The 18,283-nt window shown below is 68.7% G+C and carries 15 protein-coding genes, 1 tRNA gene and 2 pseudogenes; 12 read left to right on the forward strand and 6 right to left on the reverse strand.

Features of this window, described 5'->3' with window-relative positions:
* Window positions 1-451: pseudogene (locus FV228_RS06395) on the reverse strand (hypothetical protein); the annotation flags it as partial.
* Between the two features lie 614 nt (window positions 452-1,065).
* On the opposite strand from FV228_RS06395, the gene gltB reads away from it, so the two are divergent.
* The 4 genes from gltB (at window position 1,066) to FV228_RS06415 (ending at window position 7,937) form a co-directional block, all read left to right on the forward strand.
* Window positions 1,066-5,781, forward strand: a complete 4,716-nt coding sequence (gltB, locus tag FV228_RS06400) for a glutamate synthase large subunit (RefSeq protein ID WP_147853830.1) — start codon at window positions 1,066-1,068, stop codon at window positions 5,779-5,781.
* Between the two features lie 15 nt (window positions 5,782-5,796).
* Window positions 5,797-6,033 carry an AbrB/MazE/SpoVT family DNA-binding domain-containing protein gene (locus tag FV228_RS06405; protein WP_147853831.1) on the forward strand — a complete coding sequence of 79 codons (237 nt, stop codon included), beginning with the start codon at window positions 5,797-5,799 and terminating at the stop codon, window positions 6,031-6,033.
* Window positions 6,034-6,435 carry a type II toxin-antitoxin system VapC family toxin gene (locus tag FV228_RS06410; RefSeq protein WP_147853832.1) on the forward strand — a complete coding sequence of 134 codons (402 nt, stop codon included), beginning with the start codon at window positions 6,034-6,036 and terminating at the stop codon, window positions 6,433-6,435.
* Between the two features lie 68 nt (window positions 6,436-6,503).
* On the forward strand, window positions 6,504-7,937 hold the full coding sequence (locus FV228_RS06415) for a glutamate synthase subunit beta (RefSeq protein ID WP_147853833.1): 1,434 nt from the start codon (window positions 6,504-6,506) through the stop codon (window positions 7,935-7,937).
* Between the two features lie 50 nt (window positions 7,938-7,987).
* Here the strand turns inward: FV228_RS06415 and FV228_RS06420 are convergent, their stop codons facing one another.
* Both FV228_RS06420 and FV228_RS06425 read right to left on the reverse strand, forming a co-directional pair.
* Window positions 7,988-9,418 (reverse strand): SGNH family hydrolase, encoded by a 1,431-nt coding sequence (locus tag FV228_RS06420; protein WP_147853834.1) that lies wholly within the window; start codon window positions 9,416-9,418, stop codon window positions 7,988-7,990.
* A 97-nt stretch (window positions 9,419-9,515) separates the two neighbouring features.
* The gene (locus tag FV228_RS06425; RefSeq protein WP_147853835.1) at window positions 9,516-10,721 is read right to left on the reverse strand and encodes a lytic murein transglycosylase; all 1,206 of its coding nucleotides are present in this window, start codon (window positions 10,719-10,721) and stop codon (window positions 9,516-9,518) included.
* Between the two features lie 414 nt (window positions 10,722-11,135).
* Here FV228_RS06425 and galU point away from each other — a divergent pair, with 414 nt between their 5' ends.
* Entirely contained in the window at window positions 11,136-12,002 is an 867-nt protein-coding gene (gene galU, locus FV228_RS06430; RefSeq protein WP_147853843.1) for a UTP--glucose-1-phosphate uridylyltransferase GalU, read from the forward strand.
* Window positions 12,003-12,354: 352 nt separating this feature from the next.
* Here galU and FV228_RS06435 read toward each other — a convergent pair whose 3' ends face one another.
* On the reverse strand, window positions 12,355-13,257 hold the full coding sequence (locus FV228_RS06435) for an N-formylglutamate amidohydrolase (protein WP_147853836.1): 903 nt from the start codon (window positions 13,255-13,257) through the stop codon (window positions 12,355-12,357).
* A gap of 209 nt (window positions 13,258-13,466) precedes the next feature.
* On the opposite strand from FV228_RS06435, the gene FV228_RS06440 reads away from it, so the two are divergent.
* From FV228_RS06440 to FV228_RS06455, 4 genes are all read left to right on the forward strand, one after another.
* Window positions 13,467-13,823 carry a response regulator gene (locus tag FV228_RS06440; protein WP_007558883.1) on the forward strand — a complete coding sequence of 119 codons (357 nt, stop codon included), beginning with the start codon at window positions 13,467-13,469 and terminating at the stop codon, window positions 13,821-13,823.
* Window positions 13,824-13,948: 125 nt separating this feature from the next.
* The gene (gene grxC, locus FV228_RS06445; protein ID WP_147853837.1) at window positions 13,949-14,218 is read left to right on the forward strand and encodes a glutaredoxin 3; all 270 of its coding nucleotides are present in this window, start codon (window positions 13,949-13,951) and stop codon (window positions 14,216-14,218) included.
* Window positions 14,211-15,068 carry a carbon-nitrogen hydrolase family protein gene (locus FV228_RS06450; RefSeq protein WP_147853838.1) on the forward strand — a complete coding sequence of 286 codons (858 nt, stop codon included), beginning with the start codon at window positions 14,211-14,213 and terminating at the stop codon, window positions 15,066-15,068. Before grxC ends, FV228_RS06450 begins: the two co-directional genes overlap by 8 nt.
* A gap of 8 nt (window positions 15,069-15,076) precedes the next feature.
* The gene (locus tag FV228_RS06455) at window positions 15,077-15,532 is read left to right on the forward strand and encodes a DUF1178 family protein (RefSeq protein WP_147853839.1); all 456 of its coding nucleotides are present in this window, start codon (window positions 15,077-15,079) and stop codon (window positions 15,530-15,532) included.
* An 11-nt stretch (window positions 15,533-15,543) separates the two neighbouring features.
* Here FV228_RS06455 and FV228_RS06460 read toward each other — a convergent pair whose 3' ends face one another.
* Entirely contained in the window at window positions 15,544-16,032 is a 489-nt protein-coding gene (locus tag FV228_RS06460) for a disulfide bond formation protein B (protein ID WP_147853840.1), read from the reverse strand.
* 2 nt (window positions 16,033-16,034) lie between these two features.
* Window positions 16,035-16,616: a YqaA family protein gene (locus FV228_RS06465; protein ID WP_147853841.1), complete on the reverse strand. Its 582-nt coding sequence runs from the start codon at window positions 16,614-16,616 to the stop codon at window positions 16,035-16,037.
* 136 nt (window positions 16,617-16,752) lie between these two features.
* On the opposite strand from FV228_RS06465, the gene FV228_RS06470 reads away from it, so the two are divergent.
* The 3 genes and pseudogenes from FV228_RS06470 to FV228_RS06480 form a co-directional block, all read left to right on the forward strand.
* Window positions 16,753-16,837: transfer RNA gene (locus tag FV228_RS06470), tRNA-Leu, on the forward strand.
* 206 nt (window positions 16,838-17,043) lie between these two features.
* Window positions 17,044-17,985: an FAD-dependent oxidoreductase gene (locus FV228_RS06475; RefSeq protein WP_147853842.1), complete on the forward strand. Its 942-nt coding sequence runs from the start codon at window positions 17,044-17,046 to the stop codon at window positions 17,983-17,985.
* A pseudogene (locus FV228_RS06480) lies at window positions 17,985-18,283 on the forward strand (histone deacetylase); the annotation flags it as partial. The gene FV228_RS06475 and the pseudogene FV228_RS06480, both read left to right, overlap by 1 nt.

Here is an 18,283-nt window from a genome sequence, read left to right on the forward strand (position 1 = left end):
CCTTGCGGGGCGCCTCGGGCCGCGCCCGGCCATCCGGGTTCAGGCCATCGGGATTGAGATCGGGACGCAGAGCCTCGGGGCTCGCGCGGCGCGCCGGACGCGCAGCCGGAGCCGGGACGCCATCCGGCATCCCCGGCCTCAGGAGACGCTGCGGTGCAGCATCCTCCTCGGTCCATCCGAAGCCGGCGCCCGGCCGCTCCAACCGGGCATAGCTCTCGGGCGCGCCGATACGCTGGCGTCCGACGATCGCGCCCGCGGCCGGATCAACGAAAAGACGCATCGGGACACCCGTCGGGCTCACGGCGTCGACGACGTAGACGCGCCCGTCGAATCGCGGACGGCTCACGCCGCTGAAGCCGCGATCGGCCAGGCGCCATGCGATCACCCGCGGCGGCAGGATCTCGTCCTCGAAGGCGAATTGCGCGCGGGCGCCCTGAGAGAGGCCCAGCATCATTCCGCCGGACAGAAGGGCTGCGCTGAGAACCCGCCGCGCTGCGCGGCGAGCCGTTCCGTTCTCGATCATCACTCTGATGCGTTCCCGTCCTGGAGACCCGGCAGAGTATCCGGTTCCGGCATGGTCCGGGCCGGTTTGCCCAGACCTCGACCATGCCGGCGAGGTCGTTGCCCCGCATGCCGCTTGTGCTCGGCACTGCTCGTAGACCGCGTGATTCGGGCGAGATTGCGGAAGCGATTGATGAACGGCGGTTTAAGCGCAGTCGCGGATGCCGCGCCCGCATGCACGCGCGATCCCTTGCTGAAACGGTTTCAATCTGCCAATTTCGCGACTTAGGACAGCAGAACTGTCCCATTGGCCGCGCATGCCGGCCGTCGCCGTCCCGCGCGCCAGCGGGGAATTCGGCCGGCGGTCTCGAGCGCGCCAGCACGCCGCTCCTGGAGCGGTCCGGGTTTTCGATGAACGAAGGTCGACGGGCACGTCCTCTCGGGGACCGACCGGATCGCCTGCGGCATCGGGTCGGGACGCCGCACGGCTGCGGCTCGCGGGCATGAAACATGCTCGCGGGTCCACTGGCGGCGGAGGGGATCGAGGGAAGGACGAGACGAAGCATGGCACAGCGCGGACCCGCCGAAGAGTTTGCTGCTTCCGAGTTCCAGGCTTCCGCCCCGCGCGGCGGCGCGGTGCCGCTCACGGTGCGTGATCCCGCTCTGCCCAAAGCCCAGGGCGCCTACGATCCGGCCAACGAGCGTGATGCCTGCGGCGTCGGCTTCATCGCCGACATGCACGATCGCCGGACCCACGCCATCGTTCAGCAAGGCCTGAAGATCCTCGAGAATCTCGACCATCGCGGTGCGGTGGGTGCCGACCCCAAGATGGGCGACGGCTGCGGTATCCTCACGCAGATCCCACACGGCTTCTTCGCGGACGAGTGCTCGCGCCTCGGCTTCGAGCTGCCGCCCGCCGGGCAGTACGCCATCGGCCAGTTCTTCCTGCCAAAGGCCGAGGAGCCCCGGGCGATCATCGAGGGAATCATCGAGGCGGCCCTGGCCGACGAGGGCCTGCCGCTCCTCGGCTGGCGCGATGTGCCGGTCGATCCCGAGGATCTGGGCGTCGCCGTGAAGGCCACCGAGCCGCATCACCGCCAGGTGTTCATCGGCCGGCCGGGCTCCGTCTCGGACCAGGACACGTTCGAGCGGCGGGTCTTCGTCGCCCGCAAGGTGATCTCCAACAAGGTCTACGCCCTCGACGACCCGCGGGTGAAGGAGTTCTACCCGGTCTCCGTCTCGACCCGGACCATCGTCTACAAGGGCATGGTTCTGGTCACCCAGATCGGCGACTACTTCCTCGACCTGAAGGACGAGCGCTTCGTTTCGGCGATCGCCCTGGTCCACCAGCGCTTTGCCACCAATACCTTCCCGACCTGGCGCCTGTCGCACCCCTACCGGATGGTCGCCCATAACGGCGAGATCAACACGCTGCGCGGCAACGTCAACTGGATGGCGGCCCGGCAGGCGAGCGTCGATTCGGACCTGTTCGGCAACGACATCTCGAAGCTCTGGCCGATCTCCTACGAGGGCCAGTCCGATACCGCGTGCTTCGACAACGCCCTCGAGTTCCTCGTGCAGGGCGGCTACCCGCTCGCCCACGCCATGATGATGCTGATCCCGGAGGCCTGGGCCGGCAACCCGTTGATGAGCGAGGAGCGGCGCGCCTTCTACGAGTACCACGCCGCCCTGATGGAGCCGTGGGACGGCCCCGCGGCCGTGGCCTTCACGGATGGCCGCCAGATCGGCGCCACCCTCGACCGCAACGGCCTGCGCCCGGCCCGCTACATCGTCACCGATGACGGGCTGGTCGTGCTCGCCTCGGAGATGGGCACGCTGCCGATCCCCGACGAGAAGATCGTCCAGTCCTGGCGCCTGCAGCCCGGCCGGATGCTGCTGATCGACTTGGCAAAGGGCCGGATCGTCTCCGACGAGGAGATCAAGGGCGAGCTTGCCGCCGCGCATCCCTACGCCGACTGGGTCAAGAACACCCAGATCGTGCTGGAAGACCTCAAGCCCGTCGTGGCGCGGGAGACGCGCTCCGACGTGAGCCTGCTCGATCGCCAGCAGGCCTTCGGCTACACCCAGGAAGACCTCAAGCTGCTGATGCAGCCCATGGCCGTCACCGGCCAGGAGGCGGTCGGCTCGATGGGGACGGACACGCCGCTCTCGGCGCTCTCCGAGAAATCGAAGCTGCTCTATACCTACTTCAAGCAGAATTTCGCGCAGGTCACCAACCCGCCGATCGACCCGATCCGAGAGGAGGCGGTGATGAGCCTCGTCTCGTTCATCGGGCCGCGGCCGAACCTGCTCGACATGGAGGGCGCATCCCGGCGCAAGCGCCTGGAGGTCCGCCAGCCGATCCTCACCAACGGCGACCTGGAGAAGATCCGCTCGATCGGCCATTTCGAGGACCGGTTCGACACCAAGACCCTGGACATGACCTACCCGGCCGAGATGGGCGCGCAGGCCATGGACGGGGCGCTCGACCGCCTCTGCGACCGGGCCGAGGCGGCGGTGCGCGGCGGCTACAACATCATCGTGCTGACCGACCGTGCGGTGGGTCCGGACCGGGTCCCGATCCCGGCCCTGCTGGCGACCGCGTCGGTGCACAACTACCTGATCCGCAAGGGGCTGCGCACCTCGGTCGGCCTCGTGGTCGAATCGGGCGAGCCGCGCGAGGTGCACCACTTCGCGTGCCTGGCCGGCTATGGCGCGGAGGCGATCAATCCCTATCTCGCCTTCGAAACGCTGCTGGCGATGAAAGACGAGTTCCCGCCGGACCTCACCGACGACGAGATCATCTACCGCTACATCAAGGCGATCGATAAGGGCCTGCTCAAGGTGATGTCCAAGATGGGCATCTCGACCTACCAGTCCTATTGCGGCGCGCAGATCTTCGATGCGATCGGCTTGAACTCGACCTTCGTCAGCCGCGACTTCTTCGGCACGGCCACGACCATCGAGGGCGTCGGCATGGCCGAGGTCGCAGAGGAGACCGTCAGCCGTCACCGCGACGCCTTCGGCGACGCCCCGATCTACCGCGACGCCCTCGATGTCGGCGGCGAGTACGCCTACCGGCTGCGCGGCGAGGCTCACACCTGGACGCCCGACACGATCGCGACGCTCCAGCACGCGGTGCGCCTCAACGTGCCCGAGCGCTACCGCGAATACGCCGCGCTGGTGAATCGGCAGGAGAACCAGCTCAAGACCCTGCGCGGTCTGTTCCGCCTCCGGAGCGCAACCGAACTCGGCCGCCAGCCGGTGCCGGTTGATTCGGTCGAGCCGGCCTCCGAGATCGTCAAGCGCTTCGCCACCGGGGCGATGTCGTACGGGTCCATCTCGAAGGAAGCGCATGAGACGCTCGCCATCGCGCTGAATTCCTTCGGCGGTCGTTCGAACTCGGGCGAGGGCGGCGAAGAGGTCGAGCGGTTCAAGCCGCTGCCGGACGGGCGCTCGCGCCGGTCGGCGATCAAGCAGGTCGCCTCGGGCCGGTTCGGCGTCACGACGGAATACCTCGTGAATGCCGACATGATGCAGATCAAGGTCGCGCAGGGTGCCAAGCCCGGCGAGGGCGGCCAGCTGCCCGGCCACAAGGTCGACGCCAAGATCGCCAAGGTCCGCTACGCCACCCCGGGCGTCGGCCTGATCTCGCCGCCGCCGCACCACGACATCTACTCGATCGAGGATCTGGCCCAGCTGATCTTCGACCTGAAGAACGTGAACCCGTCGGCGGACGTGTCGGTGAAGCTCGTATCCGAGGTCGGCGTCGGCACCGTGGCGGCCGGCGTCGCCAAGGCGCGGGCCGACCACATCACCATCTCGGGCTATGACGGCGGCACCGGCGCAGCGCCGCTGACCTCGCTCAAGCACGCGGGCGGACCGTGGGAGACCGGTCTCGCCGAGACCCAGCAGACGCTGGTGCTCAACGGCCTGCGCGGCCGCGTCGCCCTCCAGGCCGACGGTGGCATCCGCACCGGTCGCGACGTGGTCATCGCGGCCCTGCTCGGCGCCGACCAGATGGGCTTCTCGACCGCGCCCCTGATCGCGGCCGGCTGCATCATGATGCGCAAGTGCCACCTCAACACCTGCCCGGTGGGTGTCGCCACGCAGGATCCGGTGCTGCGCAAGCGCTTCAAGGGCACGCCCGAGCACGTGGTGAACTACTTCTTCTTCGTGGCCGAGGAGGTGCGGGAGATCCTGGCCTCCCTCGGCTTCACCAAGTTGGAAGAGCTGGTCGGGCGTTCCGACGTGCTCGACAAGGTCGAGGCCATCGCCCACTGGAAGGCGCGCGGGCTCGATTTCACCAAGCTGTTCCATCGCCCCAAGGTGGCGGAGGGCATCGCCATCCGGCACGTGGAGAAGCAGCACCACCCAATCGACACGGTCCTCGACCGGCGCCTGATCGAGGCTGCCCGGCACGCCGTCGAGACCGGCGAGCCGGTGGTCGTCACCGACGTGATCCGGAACTCGGACCGGGCCGCGGGCGCGATGCTGTCCGGCATGGTCGCCAAGGCGCACGGTCACGAGGGCTTGCCGGACGACACCATCGTGGTGAAGCTGGCGGGCACCGCGGGCCAGAGCTTCGGCGCCTGGGTCGCGGCCGGCGTCACCATCGAGCTGACCGGCCACGGCAACGATTATGTCGGCAAGGGCCTCTCGGGCGGCAAGCTGATCATCCGGCCGAGCGACGCGCTGCGGTCGCCGCCCGACCGGACCATCATGGTCGGCAACACCGTGCTGTACGGGGCGATCGCCGGCGAGTGCTACATCCGCGGCTCCGCGGGCGAGCGCTTCGCGGTCCGCAATTCCGGCGCGATCACGGTGGTCGAAGGCATGGGCGACCATGGCTGCGAGTACATGACCGGCGGAGTCGTGGTCTCGATCGGCGAGACCGGGCGCAACTTCGCGGCCGGCATGTCGGGCGGCATCGCCTACGTGCTGGACGAGGACGGCTCGTTCTCGGCCCGCTGCAACCTGTCGATGGTCGATCTCGAGCCCGTCGAGGAGGAAGATGACCTGATGCGCCGCTTCCACCAGGACGGCGATCTCGAGACCAAGGGGCGCGTCGACATCCTGGCCGACATGTCCGGCCACGACGAGGAGCGCCTCAGCCAGCTCATCACCAACCATCTTAAATATACGGGCAGCCCGCGGGCCAAGCAGATTCTCGACGATTGGGCGAGCTTCCGCACCAAGTTCGTCAAGGTGATGCCGGTGGAATACCGCCGCGCGCTGCGCGAGATGGAGATGGCGCGGATGCCGGTGGCAGCGGAGTAGGGATTGGGGGCGACGATGGGCGAACCGGTAGTACGGGTCCGCTTGGTCCGGACTCAGGACGGTCAGCGGCTCGAAATCCCGCCCGGCTTCATGCTGGGCGGTGATGAGGTGCTACTCCGTCAGGATGGCGCCAAACTCGTCCTTGAGCCGGTGGCTCGCCCATCCCTTCTCGGTCTCCTCGACAGCCTTGAAGATCTCGACGAGGATTGGCCGGCAATCACGGACGCGCCACCCGAAGACGTACGGTTGTGAATGCGCTACCTGCTCGACACCAATATCCTTTCGGCGCTGATCCGGGCGCCGCGGGGAGCGGTAGCGGAGCAGGTGCGGCGGATCGGAGAAGCCGGGATCTACACGAGCGTCGTGGTGGCGGCGGAACTTCGGTACGGTGCCACGCGAAAGGGTTCGGAGCGGCTGACACGACAGGTCGAGGCGGTGCTCCAAGCGTTCTCGATCGAGTCTTGGCGGCTGCCGTACGACGCGATCTATGCGGATCTCCGTCTCGGGCTTGAGCGGGCCGGGACACCGATCGGGGCCAACGACCTGCTCATCGCAACTCAGGCGCTCGCCGATGGGAGCGTGCTGGTCACGGACAACACGCGGGAATTCGCGCGGATCGGCGGTTTGACGATCGAGAACTGGCTTCGGCCATGACCGATCGCCATCCCGCTCGAGCGCAAGATGACCCGGCAAAAGACATAGCGTCGCGATTGGACTGATCGATGGGCAAGATCACGGGTTTCCTCGAGTTCGACCGGCAGGAGCAGAAGTACCAGCTCGCGGCCGATCGCGTGCGGCACTTCCGCGAGTTCACGCTTCCGCTCGACGAGCACGACCTGACCAAACAGGCCGCGCGCTGCATGGATTGCGGCATCCCGTTCTGCCACGGCCCGACCGGCTGCCCGGTCCACAACCAAATTCCGGATTGGAACGACCTCGTGTTCCAGTCGGATTGGGAGGAGGCGTCGCGCAACCTCCACTCCACCAACAACTTCCCGGAGTTCACCGGCCGCGTCTGCCCGGCGCCCTGCGAGGAGGCGTGCACGCTCAACCTCGAGAATCAGCCGGTGGCGATCAAGACGATCGAGCAGGCGATCGCCGACCGCGCGTGGAACATGGGCTGGATCAAGCCCGAGCCGGCATCGATGCGCACGGGCAAGCGCGTGGCCGTCGTCGGCTCCGGCCCGGCCGGCCTCGCGGCGGCCCAGCAGCTCGCCCGGGTCGGGCATGACGTGCACGTGTTCGAGCGCGAGCCGAAGGCCGGCGGCCTGCTCCGCTACGGCATTCCCGACTTCAAGATGGAGAAGCGCCACATCGATCGCCGAGTCCGGCAGATGGAGGGTGAGGGCGTCGTCTTCCACTACAATCAGAACGTCGGCGTGACCAAGCCGGTCGACGAACTGAAGGCCGAGTTCGATGCGGTGATGTTCTGCGGCGGCGCGGAGGATCCCCGCAACCCGCAGCTGCCCGGGCAGGAACTCGAAGGCGTCCACTACGCCATGCCCTACCTGATCCAGTCGAACCGGCGCGTGGCCGCGGAGCCGATGCGCGGCAACGGCGAAGCCCCGATCCTGGCCTCGGGCAAGAACGTCGTGGTGATCGGCGGTGGCGACACCGCCTCCGACTGCGTCGGCACCGCGTTCCGTCAGGGCGCGCTGTCGGTGACGCAGCTAGACATCCGGCCCCGGCCCCCCGAGCGCGAGGACAAACTGACGGTATGGCCGTACTGGCCGACCAAGATGCGGACCTCGTCCAGCCAGGCGGAGGGCGCAGAGCGCGAGTTCCAGGCGGCGACGCTGCGGCTCGACGGCAACAAGAAAGGCCGGCTGACCGGCGTGGTCTGCGCCCGGGTGGACGCCAAGCGGCAGCCGATCCCCGGGACCGAGTTCATCCTACCGGCCGACCTCGTCTTCATGGCGATCGGTTTTGCCGGCTCGGTGCAGAAGGGCCTGCTCGACCAGTCCGGCATCAGCGTCAGCGAGCGCGGGAACGTCGAGGCGAACGAGGAGGATTACCGGACCTCGGACCCGAAGATCTGGAGCGCCGGCGACATGCGCCGGGGCCAATCCCTGGTGGTCTGGGCGATCCGTGAAGGCCGTCAGGCGGCGCGTGCCATCGACGAGGCCCTGATGGGTGCGAGCGTCCTGCCGCGTTAAGGAAGGATCGGCCCCGGCGCGCGGTACGAACCCCGCGCCTGGCTCATTGCTCAGCCGGGGGGCCAGCGGAAGTCGTCGGCGCGGCCGGGCTGGGGCATCGGCGCGTTGCCGCGGACCAGCGTCCGCTCCACGGTGCCGAGGTTGTCGGAATCGCGCGGACGGCCGGTCAACAGCGTCCCGCCGGGGGAGACCTCGGTACGCCCGAGGGGCACGACCGGCCCGGCTGCAGGCTTGACCGGCAGAGCCGGGACGCCCGGAGGTTCCGGCAGGCTCGGCAGCATCGCTGTGATCTGCCGATCGATCGCCGCGGTGTCGGTGGGCTGCCCGGATCCGTCGAGGCTCGGACCGGGCGTCGCGCTCGGCGCCCCCGGTGCGACGGTCGCGGTGGGCGGCGGATCGGTCAGCGCCGGCGCGGCCGTACCCATCAGGCGCTTCAGCTCGACATCGGCGAAATGCGCCAGCTTGCGGTCGCCCGCCTTGGTGAAGTGCACGCCGTCGGCGGTCCGCAGCTTGGCGATCTGCCCCTCCGGATCGGGGCCTGAGGCCGCGTAGCGGTCTCGGTCGTCGACGAAGCCGGGCCAGATGTCGACATAGGTCGCACCGGCCTTCGTCACGGTGTCCCGGACGATGTCGTTGAGGCTCGCGAGATCCCGGCTCAGGCTCTCGCTCTGCACCGGCGGAAGCCCGACCCAGACCAGCGGCACCTTGTGGTCGGCGAAGACCTTCACGAGGGCCTCGACCCGGGCGCGGTACAGGGCCTTCCAGCGATCGGTCAGCGGATCGACGGTCTCGTCACCCTCGCGGATCGGCTGGCGATCGTTGGCGCCCAGCATGACCAGCGCGTAGCGGACCTTGGAATTGGTGCGCAGGTAGTCTTCCGCGCTCTTGGGCCAATCGACCACGTCCTTGCGCACAAGCCCGCTGTCGCCCTTCGCCCGATCGACGACTGCGATGTCCGCATTGTCCTCGAAGACGTCGTCCAGGCCGTGGGCGAGGTGGTCGGCCAGTGAATCGCCGAACACGGCGATCTGGACGTTCGGTGCGGTCTTCGCGATGGCGGGTTTCGGCGGCACCGGCGCCCGGGCGGGCCGTTCCCGGCGCTTGACGGCCGGCGAGGGTCGCTGCGCGTCCGCGTTTCCGATCGTGCTGCGCGGGCGCGGCGCCCGATAGGTGCGCTCCGGCGGCGGAGCGACCGGCTGGGGCCGGTCCTCCCACGGCCAGTAGAACTGCCGCGGTGCTTCCTGGGGCGGAGCGTAGCGGGGCTGGCGGGCGGTGGAGCCGTCGTCGCGATAGTAGGCATCGCGCGGGCGCCGCCGCGGCGGGGCTTCGTAATAGGCGCCGCCCTCGGGCCGCTGATAGCTGTCGCCCCATTGCGCCTGGGCGGACGTGCCGCCAACCAGGGACAGGCCCGCTTGGCTCAGCAGGACGGCGAGTCCGAGGATGGCCGGACGCGCCGTACGACGCCAGACTGCGACTCCCATGCAGATCCCGCACCTTGAAGGCGACCGAAACACCGGTCGGTAGGCGGCACTATACGGGAGACCGGCTTGCGCGTCTAAACCCGCCCACGGGCGCGGATCATCGCGCCGGATCGTGCCGGGCCCGGACATGGGCGAGCAGCGCCGGGGAGGCGTACCCGTCCGCCGGCAGGCCTGCCGCGATCTGGTAGCGTCGCACGGCGTCGCGCAGTTTCGGCCCGGCGCGTCCATCGGTCGGGCCCTCGTAGAAGCCGGCGGTCGCCAGACCGGTCTGCAGCGCGCGCAGTCCCGCACCGTCGAGGCGCGGTCCCGTAGGCCAGGGCGCCGCGAGCGCCGGGCCGCCGTCCAGGCGGTCGGCCAGGTGTCCGACGGCCAGCGCATAGGAATCCGAGGTGTTGTACTGGCGGACCACCTCGAAGTTGCCGGTGATCAGGAATGCCGGCGCCCCAAGGCCCCCGGGCAGGAACAGCGCGGCGTCCCCGCGCCCGGGCAACGGCTTTCCGTCCGTGCGCCGGACACCCCGCGCAGCGAAACCGGAGAGCGGCCCGGCATAGGCGGTCAGGTCGAAATCTTCGGGTAGACGCACCTCGTAGCCCCAGGACAGTGTCGGATCCCAGCCCAGATCCTTGAGATACGCTGCGATCGATCCGAGCGAATCCGCGTCGCTGGTCCAGATGTCCCTGCGGCCGTCGCCGTCGAGATCGACAGCGTGGGCCAGGTAGGTGGATGGCAGGAACTGCACCTGCCCCATGGCCCCCGCCCAGCTTCCGCTCATGCGCTCGGGCGCGATATCGCCGCGCTGGAGGATCGCCAGGGCGGCGAGCAACTCGTCGCGGAACAGCGTGCCGCGATGTCGGGCCTCCGCGAGGGTCGCCAGCGCCCGGATCGTGGACAGGCTGCCGGCGCTGGCGCCGAAATCGGATTCGACCCCCCAGAACGCCAGCACGATCGGCGCCGGGACGCCGTAGCGTGCCTCGATCGCCTTCAGTGTGGACGCCAGGGTGCCCGCCCGTTCGCGTCCGCGGGCGATGCGACCCGCCGAGACGGCGCCGACCAGGTAATCCCAGACCGGCCTCACGAACTCGCCCTGCTGGCGCGTCCGCGCCAGGACCCCGGGATCGGGTGACGTGATGCCACGGAACGCGGCCGAGAAGGTCTCGGCGGAGACGCCGCGGGCTTCGGCCTCCGGACGCAGGGTCGCGACGAACGCCTGGAAGGCGGCGTTCGGAGCCGATGGCTTTGCGGCTCGGGCTACCGCGGGAACGAGGCAGAGGGCGGCGGCGAGCAGCGTGCGGCGCGACGGCATCGCCTCAAACCCGATTATGCGGACCGGGTTTGCCCATCCAGGCCGGCGCCCGGTCCAACCCGCTGGTGCGGCCGTCGAGCACTACGACCTGGCGGCTACGGATAGACCCGGCCCCGCCCATCATCAGAACCGCCATGTTGTCGTCCGCTCCGAAGCCGCTCCGAGGGAAGCTGCCGGGAGCCTTGCCCGAACCGGGCACGGACAGGCAAGGCGCACACCCCGCTTCATCGCGCGTTCAAACGCCTGGTGAGATATCATCTGGTAACGGCCACTTTAGGTGGTCGCAGACGGGATATTTACGGTGCTTTGCCTCATACTATCGACGTAGAGGCCTTGCGAAGCATCGTGCTAGGCTATCTCACTGCCTGATCCATTGCCCGTGTCGTCCCATTCTGTTTCCGAGGTTGCCGCTTGATGAAACCGATCCGCAAGGCTGTCCTGCCCGTCGCGGGGCTGGGCACGCGATTCCTGCCCGCCACGAAGGCGGTCCCGAAGGAAATGCTCACGGTCGTGGACCGGCCGGTCGTCCAGCATGTCGTCGATGAGGCGCGCGAAGCCGGCATCGAGCACTTCATCTTCGTCACGGGTCGCGGCAAGGCGGTAATCGAGGACCATTTCGATATTGCCTTCGAACTCGAGCATACCCTTCAGGAGCGCGGGAAGACCGCTGCCTACGAAGAGCTGAAGCGCGATCTGCCCAAGGCCGGCCAGACGAGCTTCACCCGCCAGCAGGCCCCCCTCGGCCTGGGTCACGCAGTCTGGTGCGCCCGGGAGATCGTCGGCGACGAGCCCTTCGCGGTGCTGCTGCCGGATATGCTGAGCCGCGGCTGCATGCAGCAGATGCTCGCGACCTACGAGCGCCACGGCGGCAACGTCATCGCGGTCGAGGAGGTGGCTCCGGAAGAGACGCACCAATACGGCATCGTCAGCGTCGGCGAGACCTACGGTCAGTCCTTCGAGATCACCGGCATGGTCGAGAAGCCGAAGCAGGGCACCGCGCCGTCGAACTTCATCATCTCCGGCCGCTACATCCTCCAGCCCGAGATCTTCGGGATCCTGGAGCACGGCAAGAAGGGCGCCGGCGGCGAGATCCAGCTCACCGACGCCATGATCGACCTGATGGGCACGCAGGACTTCTTCGGCATGCACTATGAGGGCCGGACCTACGACACCGGCTCGAAGATCGGCTTCCTGACCGCGAACCTGGCCTACGCGCTGGAGCGCCCGGATCTCGCCGGCCCGCTGCGCGCCGAGATTGAGAAACTCCTGAAGCAGAGTTGAGGCCTTTGCGCGTTGCGCGCTTGAGGCATGCATTCTACGCGCGGGCGGAGACGATTTGGCCCTTGCGTCTTGTGCGCCGCACTGTCATTTGTGCATTGCGAGATTGCGATGGCGTCGCGGTCTCGTAGCCCTTCTTGGGCGTTTCCTCCCTAGACTTCGGGCCGCTCCTTCGGGAGTGGCCTTTTTTCTTTTCCGGACCGGTTTGGTGCTACGCCGTCGATCGATCGACGCGCGAGGGCGCCCGTTTCGCGTCGAAGGCCAGGGCGGGCGTCATCAACGCCGCCTCCTCTATAGCCCCCCGCAAAGATCGTCTGCGGAATGAGCGCGGCGCCGGACACGGAATGGCCGCAGCCTATTCGGCGGCGATCCGGCTGGGCGTGAGGTCACCGAGATCGGCCGCCACGCCAGCCACGACCGACCGCAACGCCTTCACGAGGCTGGGGAAATCCGGCGTCGTCCCAAGGCTCGCCTCGTCCATGTACAGGGCCCGGTTGACCTCGATTTGCAGGGCGTGACGCCCGAGGTTGGGCTCGCCGTAATGCTCGGTGATGAAGCCGCCCGCGTAGGGCTTGTTGCGCACCACCCGAAAACCCTGGGCCCGGAACGCGGCCTCGAACGCCTCGATCAGGCCCGGCGCGCACGCGGTCCCGTAGCGGTCGCCCAGGACCATGTCGGCCTTGTTCTCGGTGTCGCGTCCGAGGCTCGAGGACGGCATCGAATGGCAATCGATCAGGATGCAGTGCCCGTGGGTCCGCGCCGTGCGCTGGATCAGGCCGCGCAGGACCCGGTGGTAGGGCTTGTACAGGGCCTCGATGCGGGCGATCGCGTCGCCGACCGGCAGGCGCCGGGCGTAGATCTCCTGGCCGTCCGCCACGACCCGCGGAACGGTGCCCAGCCCGCCCGCGACCCGCATCGACCGGGTGTTGGCGAAGGGCGGAAGCCGGCCGTCGAACATGCGCGGGTCGAGTTCATACGGCTCGCGGTTCACGTCGAGGAAGGCCCGGGGGAAGTTCGCCCGGAGCAGCGGTGCGCCGAGTTCGACAACCGAGGCGAACAGGCGGTCGACATGGGCATCCTCGGACCGGCGCAGGGTGAGGGCGTCCAGGCGCGAGGCAGCCACGAAATCGGGGGGGTAGACGGCGCCGGAATGGCCAGTATTGAAGACGAAGGGCAGGATGTGCGTCGCCGGCTCCTCGACCGCGAAGGCCGGGGCGAAACCGAGGGCGTCGGGCTGTACCGTTTCGGGCGCGGTCATGGATTGCGTGCACACCCCGGCGGTTGGAAAAGCGCGGCGGATACGCAGTGTGGTATGCGAACGATCGCCTGTCCACTCTGGTGCCGACGGCCCACAGGGCCGTTTTCGAGACACGCGGCGCCGGCTGCGGGCTCCGATCCTAACACCTTGTTTACCATCGCGTCCCTTTATGGGATCAACATTTCGACTCGAGGGCTCGGAAACGGCCGATGAAAATCCTGCTGGCGGAAGACGACAACGACATGCGCCGGTTCCTGGCCAAGGCGCTGCAGAACGCGGGCTACGATGTCCTGTCCTTCGACAACGGCCTCTCGGCCTACAACCGGCTGCGCGAGGAGCCGTTCGAGCTGCTGCTGACCGATATCGTGATGCCCGAGATGGACGGCATCGAGCTGGCGCGGCGCGCCACCGAGCTCGACCCGGACATCAAGGTGATGTTCATCACCGGCTTCGCTGCGGTGGCGCTCAACCCGGACTCGAAGGCTCCGAAGGACGCGAAGGTCCTGTCGAAGCCGTTCCACCTGCGTGATCTCGTCAACGAGGTCGAGAAGCTGATGGCCGCCTGACCGGCCTCAGATGCGCCGGGGGCCGCGCGGGATGCGGCTCGGCCCGGCTGTGACCACGCGGGCATAGGTAATTCGACGGGCATACTCCTATATGACGGGAGTTCCCGCGCGAGACGACGCCCGCCATGCAGCCGGTCACGATCTACACCACGGCCTGGTGCCCTTACTGTTCGGCGGCCAAGAGCCTGCTGAAGGAGAAGGGCGTCGCCTTCCAGGAGATCGACGTGGAGCGCGCCCAGGGCGGGCGGGCCGCGATGGTCGAGCGTGCTGGCGGCCGCACCAGCGTCCCGCAGATCTTCGTCGGATCGACCCATGTCGGCGGCTGCGACGATCTCTACGCCCTGGACCGCGCCGGCAAGCTCGATCCGCTGCTGACGGACAAGGCCGATGCCTGAGAGGCGCTTCACCGCCGCCTGCTTGCAGATGCGCTCGGGCCGCGACCCGGGCGCCAACCGCGACGCGGCCGTCGCCGGAGTGCGCGAGGCTGCGAAAAGCGGCGCGCACTACGTCCAGACCCCCGAGATGACCTCGCTGGTCGAGCGCAGCCGCGAGCGGCTTTTCGCGCACGTCACCGTGGCGGAGCAGGATCCGACCCTGGCCGGCCTGAGGCAGACCGCCCGGGATACCGGGGTTATGGTGCATGTCGGGTCGCTCGCGGTGCGGTCGGGCGACAAGATCGCCAACCGGGCCTTCCTGATCGGCGCGGACGGCGAAATCCTGGGTTCCTACGACAAGCTGCACCTGTTCGACGTCGACCTGCCGAGCGGCGAGCGCTGGCGTGAATCGGCGACCTATACCGGGGGCGCCTGCGCGGTCGTGGCGGCGACGCCCCTGGCGACGCTCGGCCTGACGATCTGCTACGATATCCGCTTCCCGGCCCTGTACCGCGCGCTGGCCGAGGCCGGGGCCGAGGTGCTCACCGCACCGGCCTGCTTCACCCGCCAGACCGGCGAGGCACACTGGCACATCCTCCAGCGGGCGCGGGCGATCGAGACCGGCGCCTTCATGATCTCGGCGGCCCAGGGCGGGATCCATGAGGACGGTCGCGAGACCTTCGGCCATTCGATGATCGTCGATCCCTGGGGCCGGGTGCTCGCCGATGCCGGCGGGGCCGAGCCCGGCGTGATCCTGGCCGAGATCGACCTCGCCCAGGTCGCCGACGCCCGGGCGCGGATTCCCGCCCTGCAACACTCGCGCGCGTTCACCGTCGAGCGCATTGGGCCTCAGGTTCAGGCCGCACAGTAAGCAAACACATGATCCGGTACAGTCTCGTCTGCGAAGCCGCCCACGGCTTCGACAGCTGGTTCCCGTCCTCCGAATCCTACGATGCGCAGGCGGAGCGCGGGCTGGTGACCTGCCCGATCTGCGAGAGCGCGAACGTCACGAAGGCGCTGATGGCGCCCAACGTGGCCCGCAGCGATCGCGGGCAGCATCCGGTGCCGGTGGCGACCCAGGCCGAGGCTCCGTTGGCGATGATCGCTGAGCCCGAGCGGCAGGTGCGGGCTATGCTGCTGGCGCTGCGCGAGCAAGTCGTCGCGAACTCCGAACATGTCGGGACGCGCTTCCCCGAGGAGGCGCGCAAGATCCATTACGGGGAGGCCGAGGGTCGGTCGATCTACGGCGAGGCCAGCCCGGCCGAAGCGCGAGCCCTGATCGACGAGGGGATCGACGTCGCGCCGATCCCGATCATGCCCGACGACCGCAACTGATCGGGCTGCGTTCAGGAACGCAAGGCGGCGGTGCCGGCCAAAGAGGCCAGCACGAAAGCGATCACGGCGTTCCAACCGGCGAGCGAGATCCCCAGGACCCGCATCGCCGCCACCGAGCAGTCGACCACCTTCGTGGTCTGAAGCTGGTTCAGGAAATCGCCGACCTGTCCCGGGTTCGTACCCGTGCCGCCGCCGCAATCGCTCGGTCCCGGCCAGAATCCCCATTCCGCGCCCGCATGGTAGACGCCGACCCCGGCGCCACACAGGAGCCCCAGGGCCGCGAGCCCGAGCGCCAGGCGGGCCAAGCGCTCGGGCGCGAACAGCGCGGCGAGCCCGAGGGGCAGGGCGGCGTAGAAGGGCAAGCGCTCGGTCAGGCAGAGCTTACACGGCGCGTAGCCGTAGCCGTATTGCAGCACCAGCACGGCCCCCAGGACCAAAGCGGAGCCGAGAGTCAGCCCAAGACCCGCCTTCTTGAGGCGCAGCGCCGACGCGAGGTTCATGGCTACAGGATCACCTTGAACAGCAGGAAGCCGAGGACGATCACGGCGACCGAGATCGCCACGACCACGTTGAGATGCCGATCGAGCACGCCGCGGATCTGGACGCCATAGCGGCCCAGCAGCCCGGCCAGGATGAAGAACCGGGCTCCGCGGGTGACGATCGACAGCACCGTGAACCAGAACAGGCTGTAATGGGCGAAGCCCGACGTGATCGTGACGAGCTTGTACGGGATCGGCGTGAGCCCCTTCAACAGGATCACCCAATGGCCGTAGCGGGCGTAGGAATCCTGGAAGGTCGCGGCCGAATTCTGCAGCCCGTACAGGCGGATCAGCCACTCGCCGAGAGAATCGAACAGCAGCGCCCCGATGGCGTAGCCGACCAATCCGCCGAGGACCGAGGCCACCGTGGCGATCGTCGCGTAGAGCCAGACCCGGTCCGGGCGGCTGACCGCCATCGGCACCAGCATCGCGTCCGGCGGGACCGGGAAGAACGAACTCTCGGCGAAGGCGACGGCCCCGAGCACGTAGGGCGCGGAGGGCCTGCCGCTGAGCGCGAGGATCCACGCGTAGAGCCGGCGGAGCATTCAGGGTCCGGGTCGTGAGGAAGCGGCCGTCCTTTGAGCACAGGCGCCGCGCCTTGGCCAGATCGACGGCGCCGGCAAAAAACCCGGCCGGCACCCTTGGCGGGGAGGCCACACCTATGCGAAGAGCCCGACGCGCGCGGGTATGGCGGAATTGGTAGACGCGGGCGACTCAAAATCGCCAGCCGCAAGGCGTGGGGGTTCGATTCCCTCTACCCGCACCATCGTCTCGGCGACCGAGCGATCGAATGGCGCGCATCGGACCGGGCCTATCGCGGCATCGCCCATGACAGCGTCCGGCCTCGGCCGCCTGCTTGCCCCCCGCACGAGCGCTTGCGTCGCGGACCGTTCGCTCTGACCTCCGACGGATCGTCCCCTATCTCTGCCGTCAACGCGGGAGCGAGGGCCGCGTCGCGCCGGGGGCGATATCGTGAGTCACAACAGACGCGTCGCGATCCTGGGCGCCGGAATGGCTGGCGCCACGGCGGCGCGCCATCTCGCCGAGGCCGGCCTGCCCGTGCAGGTGTTCGACAAGGGACGCGGCGTCGGCGGCCGCATGGCGACCCGCCGTTCGGGCACGATGCAGTTCGATCATGGCGCGCAATTCCTGCGCGCGCACGGCGATGCCTTCGCGGCGCGGATTGCCGACTGGGACATGCGCGGGATCACGGCTCCCTGGGGCGGGGCGATGCGCCACGTCGGCGTGCCGGGCATGACCGCACCGGTCCAGGACCTTCTGGCCGATCTCCCGGTCTTCAGCGGCACGACGATCACGCGGATCGACTTCAACGACACATCCTGGCGCCTGACGGATGTCGCGGGCAGGCATCACGGTCCGTTCTCGGCGCTGGCGATCACCTTCCCGGCGCCCCAGACCGTGACATTGTTGGCGGCCTCCGGCTTTGCGATGCCCGATATACAGCATGCCTCCTACGCGCCGCGCTGGTCGCTGATGCTCGCGGTCGATGAGGCGCCCTCAGCAGCCCTGATCGAGCCGCAGGACGGTCCGCTCGGGCTCATCGCGACGGACTCGTCGAAGCCCGGGCGGCCCGCCGGTATCCGCCTGACCGTACACGCGAAGCCAGATTGGTCGCGCGCGCATCTGGAACTGTCACGAGAGGCCGTCGTGTCCGAGTTGATGCGGGCTGCGGCGGCGTGTCTGGCCGTGCCATTAAGGCCGAGCTACGCGGAGGCGCATCGCTGGCGCTTCGCCCAAGTCGAGACCGCCTTGGGTCGCCCGTGCCAGTACGACCCTGCTCTCCGACTGGGAGCGGCCGGCGACTGGTGTCTCGGGCCTCGGATCGAAGCGGCCCATGACAGCGGCCTGGCGCTGGCCCAGGCGATCCTCGGCGATCTTGGCCCGGCCGCGTGATCCCGCCCATCGCCTTCCACCCGGCCTACGAATCGAGCCTGCCGGCGGGCCATCGCTTCCCGATGCGCAAGTATGGCCTGCTGGCCGAGACGCTGGTGACCAAGGGACTGGCGCCGCTCGGCTTCGTCACGCCGGACCTCGCCGGGGCCGAGATCCTGGTCCACGCGCACGACCCCGCCTACGTGGCGGCCGTCCTCGCCGTCGCGGTCCCGCCGGAGATCGAGCGGGCCATCGGCCTGCCCGTGGATGCCGCCCTCGTCCGCCGCTCCCGCGCCTCCGTGGGCGGCACCCTCCTGGC

Source organism: Methylobacterium sp. WL18 (genome assembly GCF_008040015.1).
GTDB classification, from domain to species: domain Bacteria; phylum Pseudomonadota; class Alphaproteobacteria; order Rhizobiales; family Beijerinckiaceae; genus Methylobacterium; species Methylobacterium mesophilicum.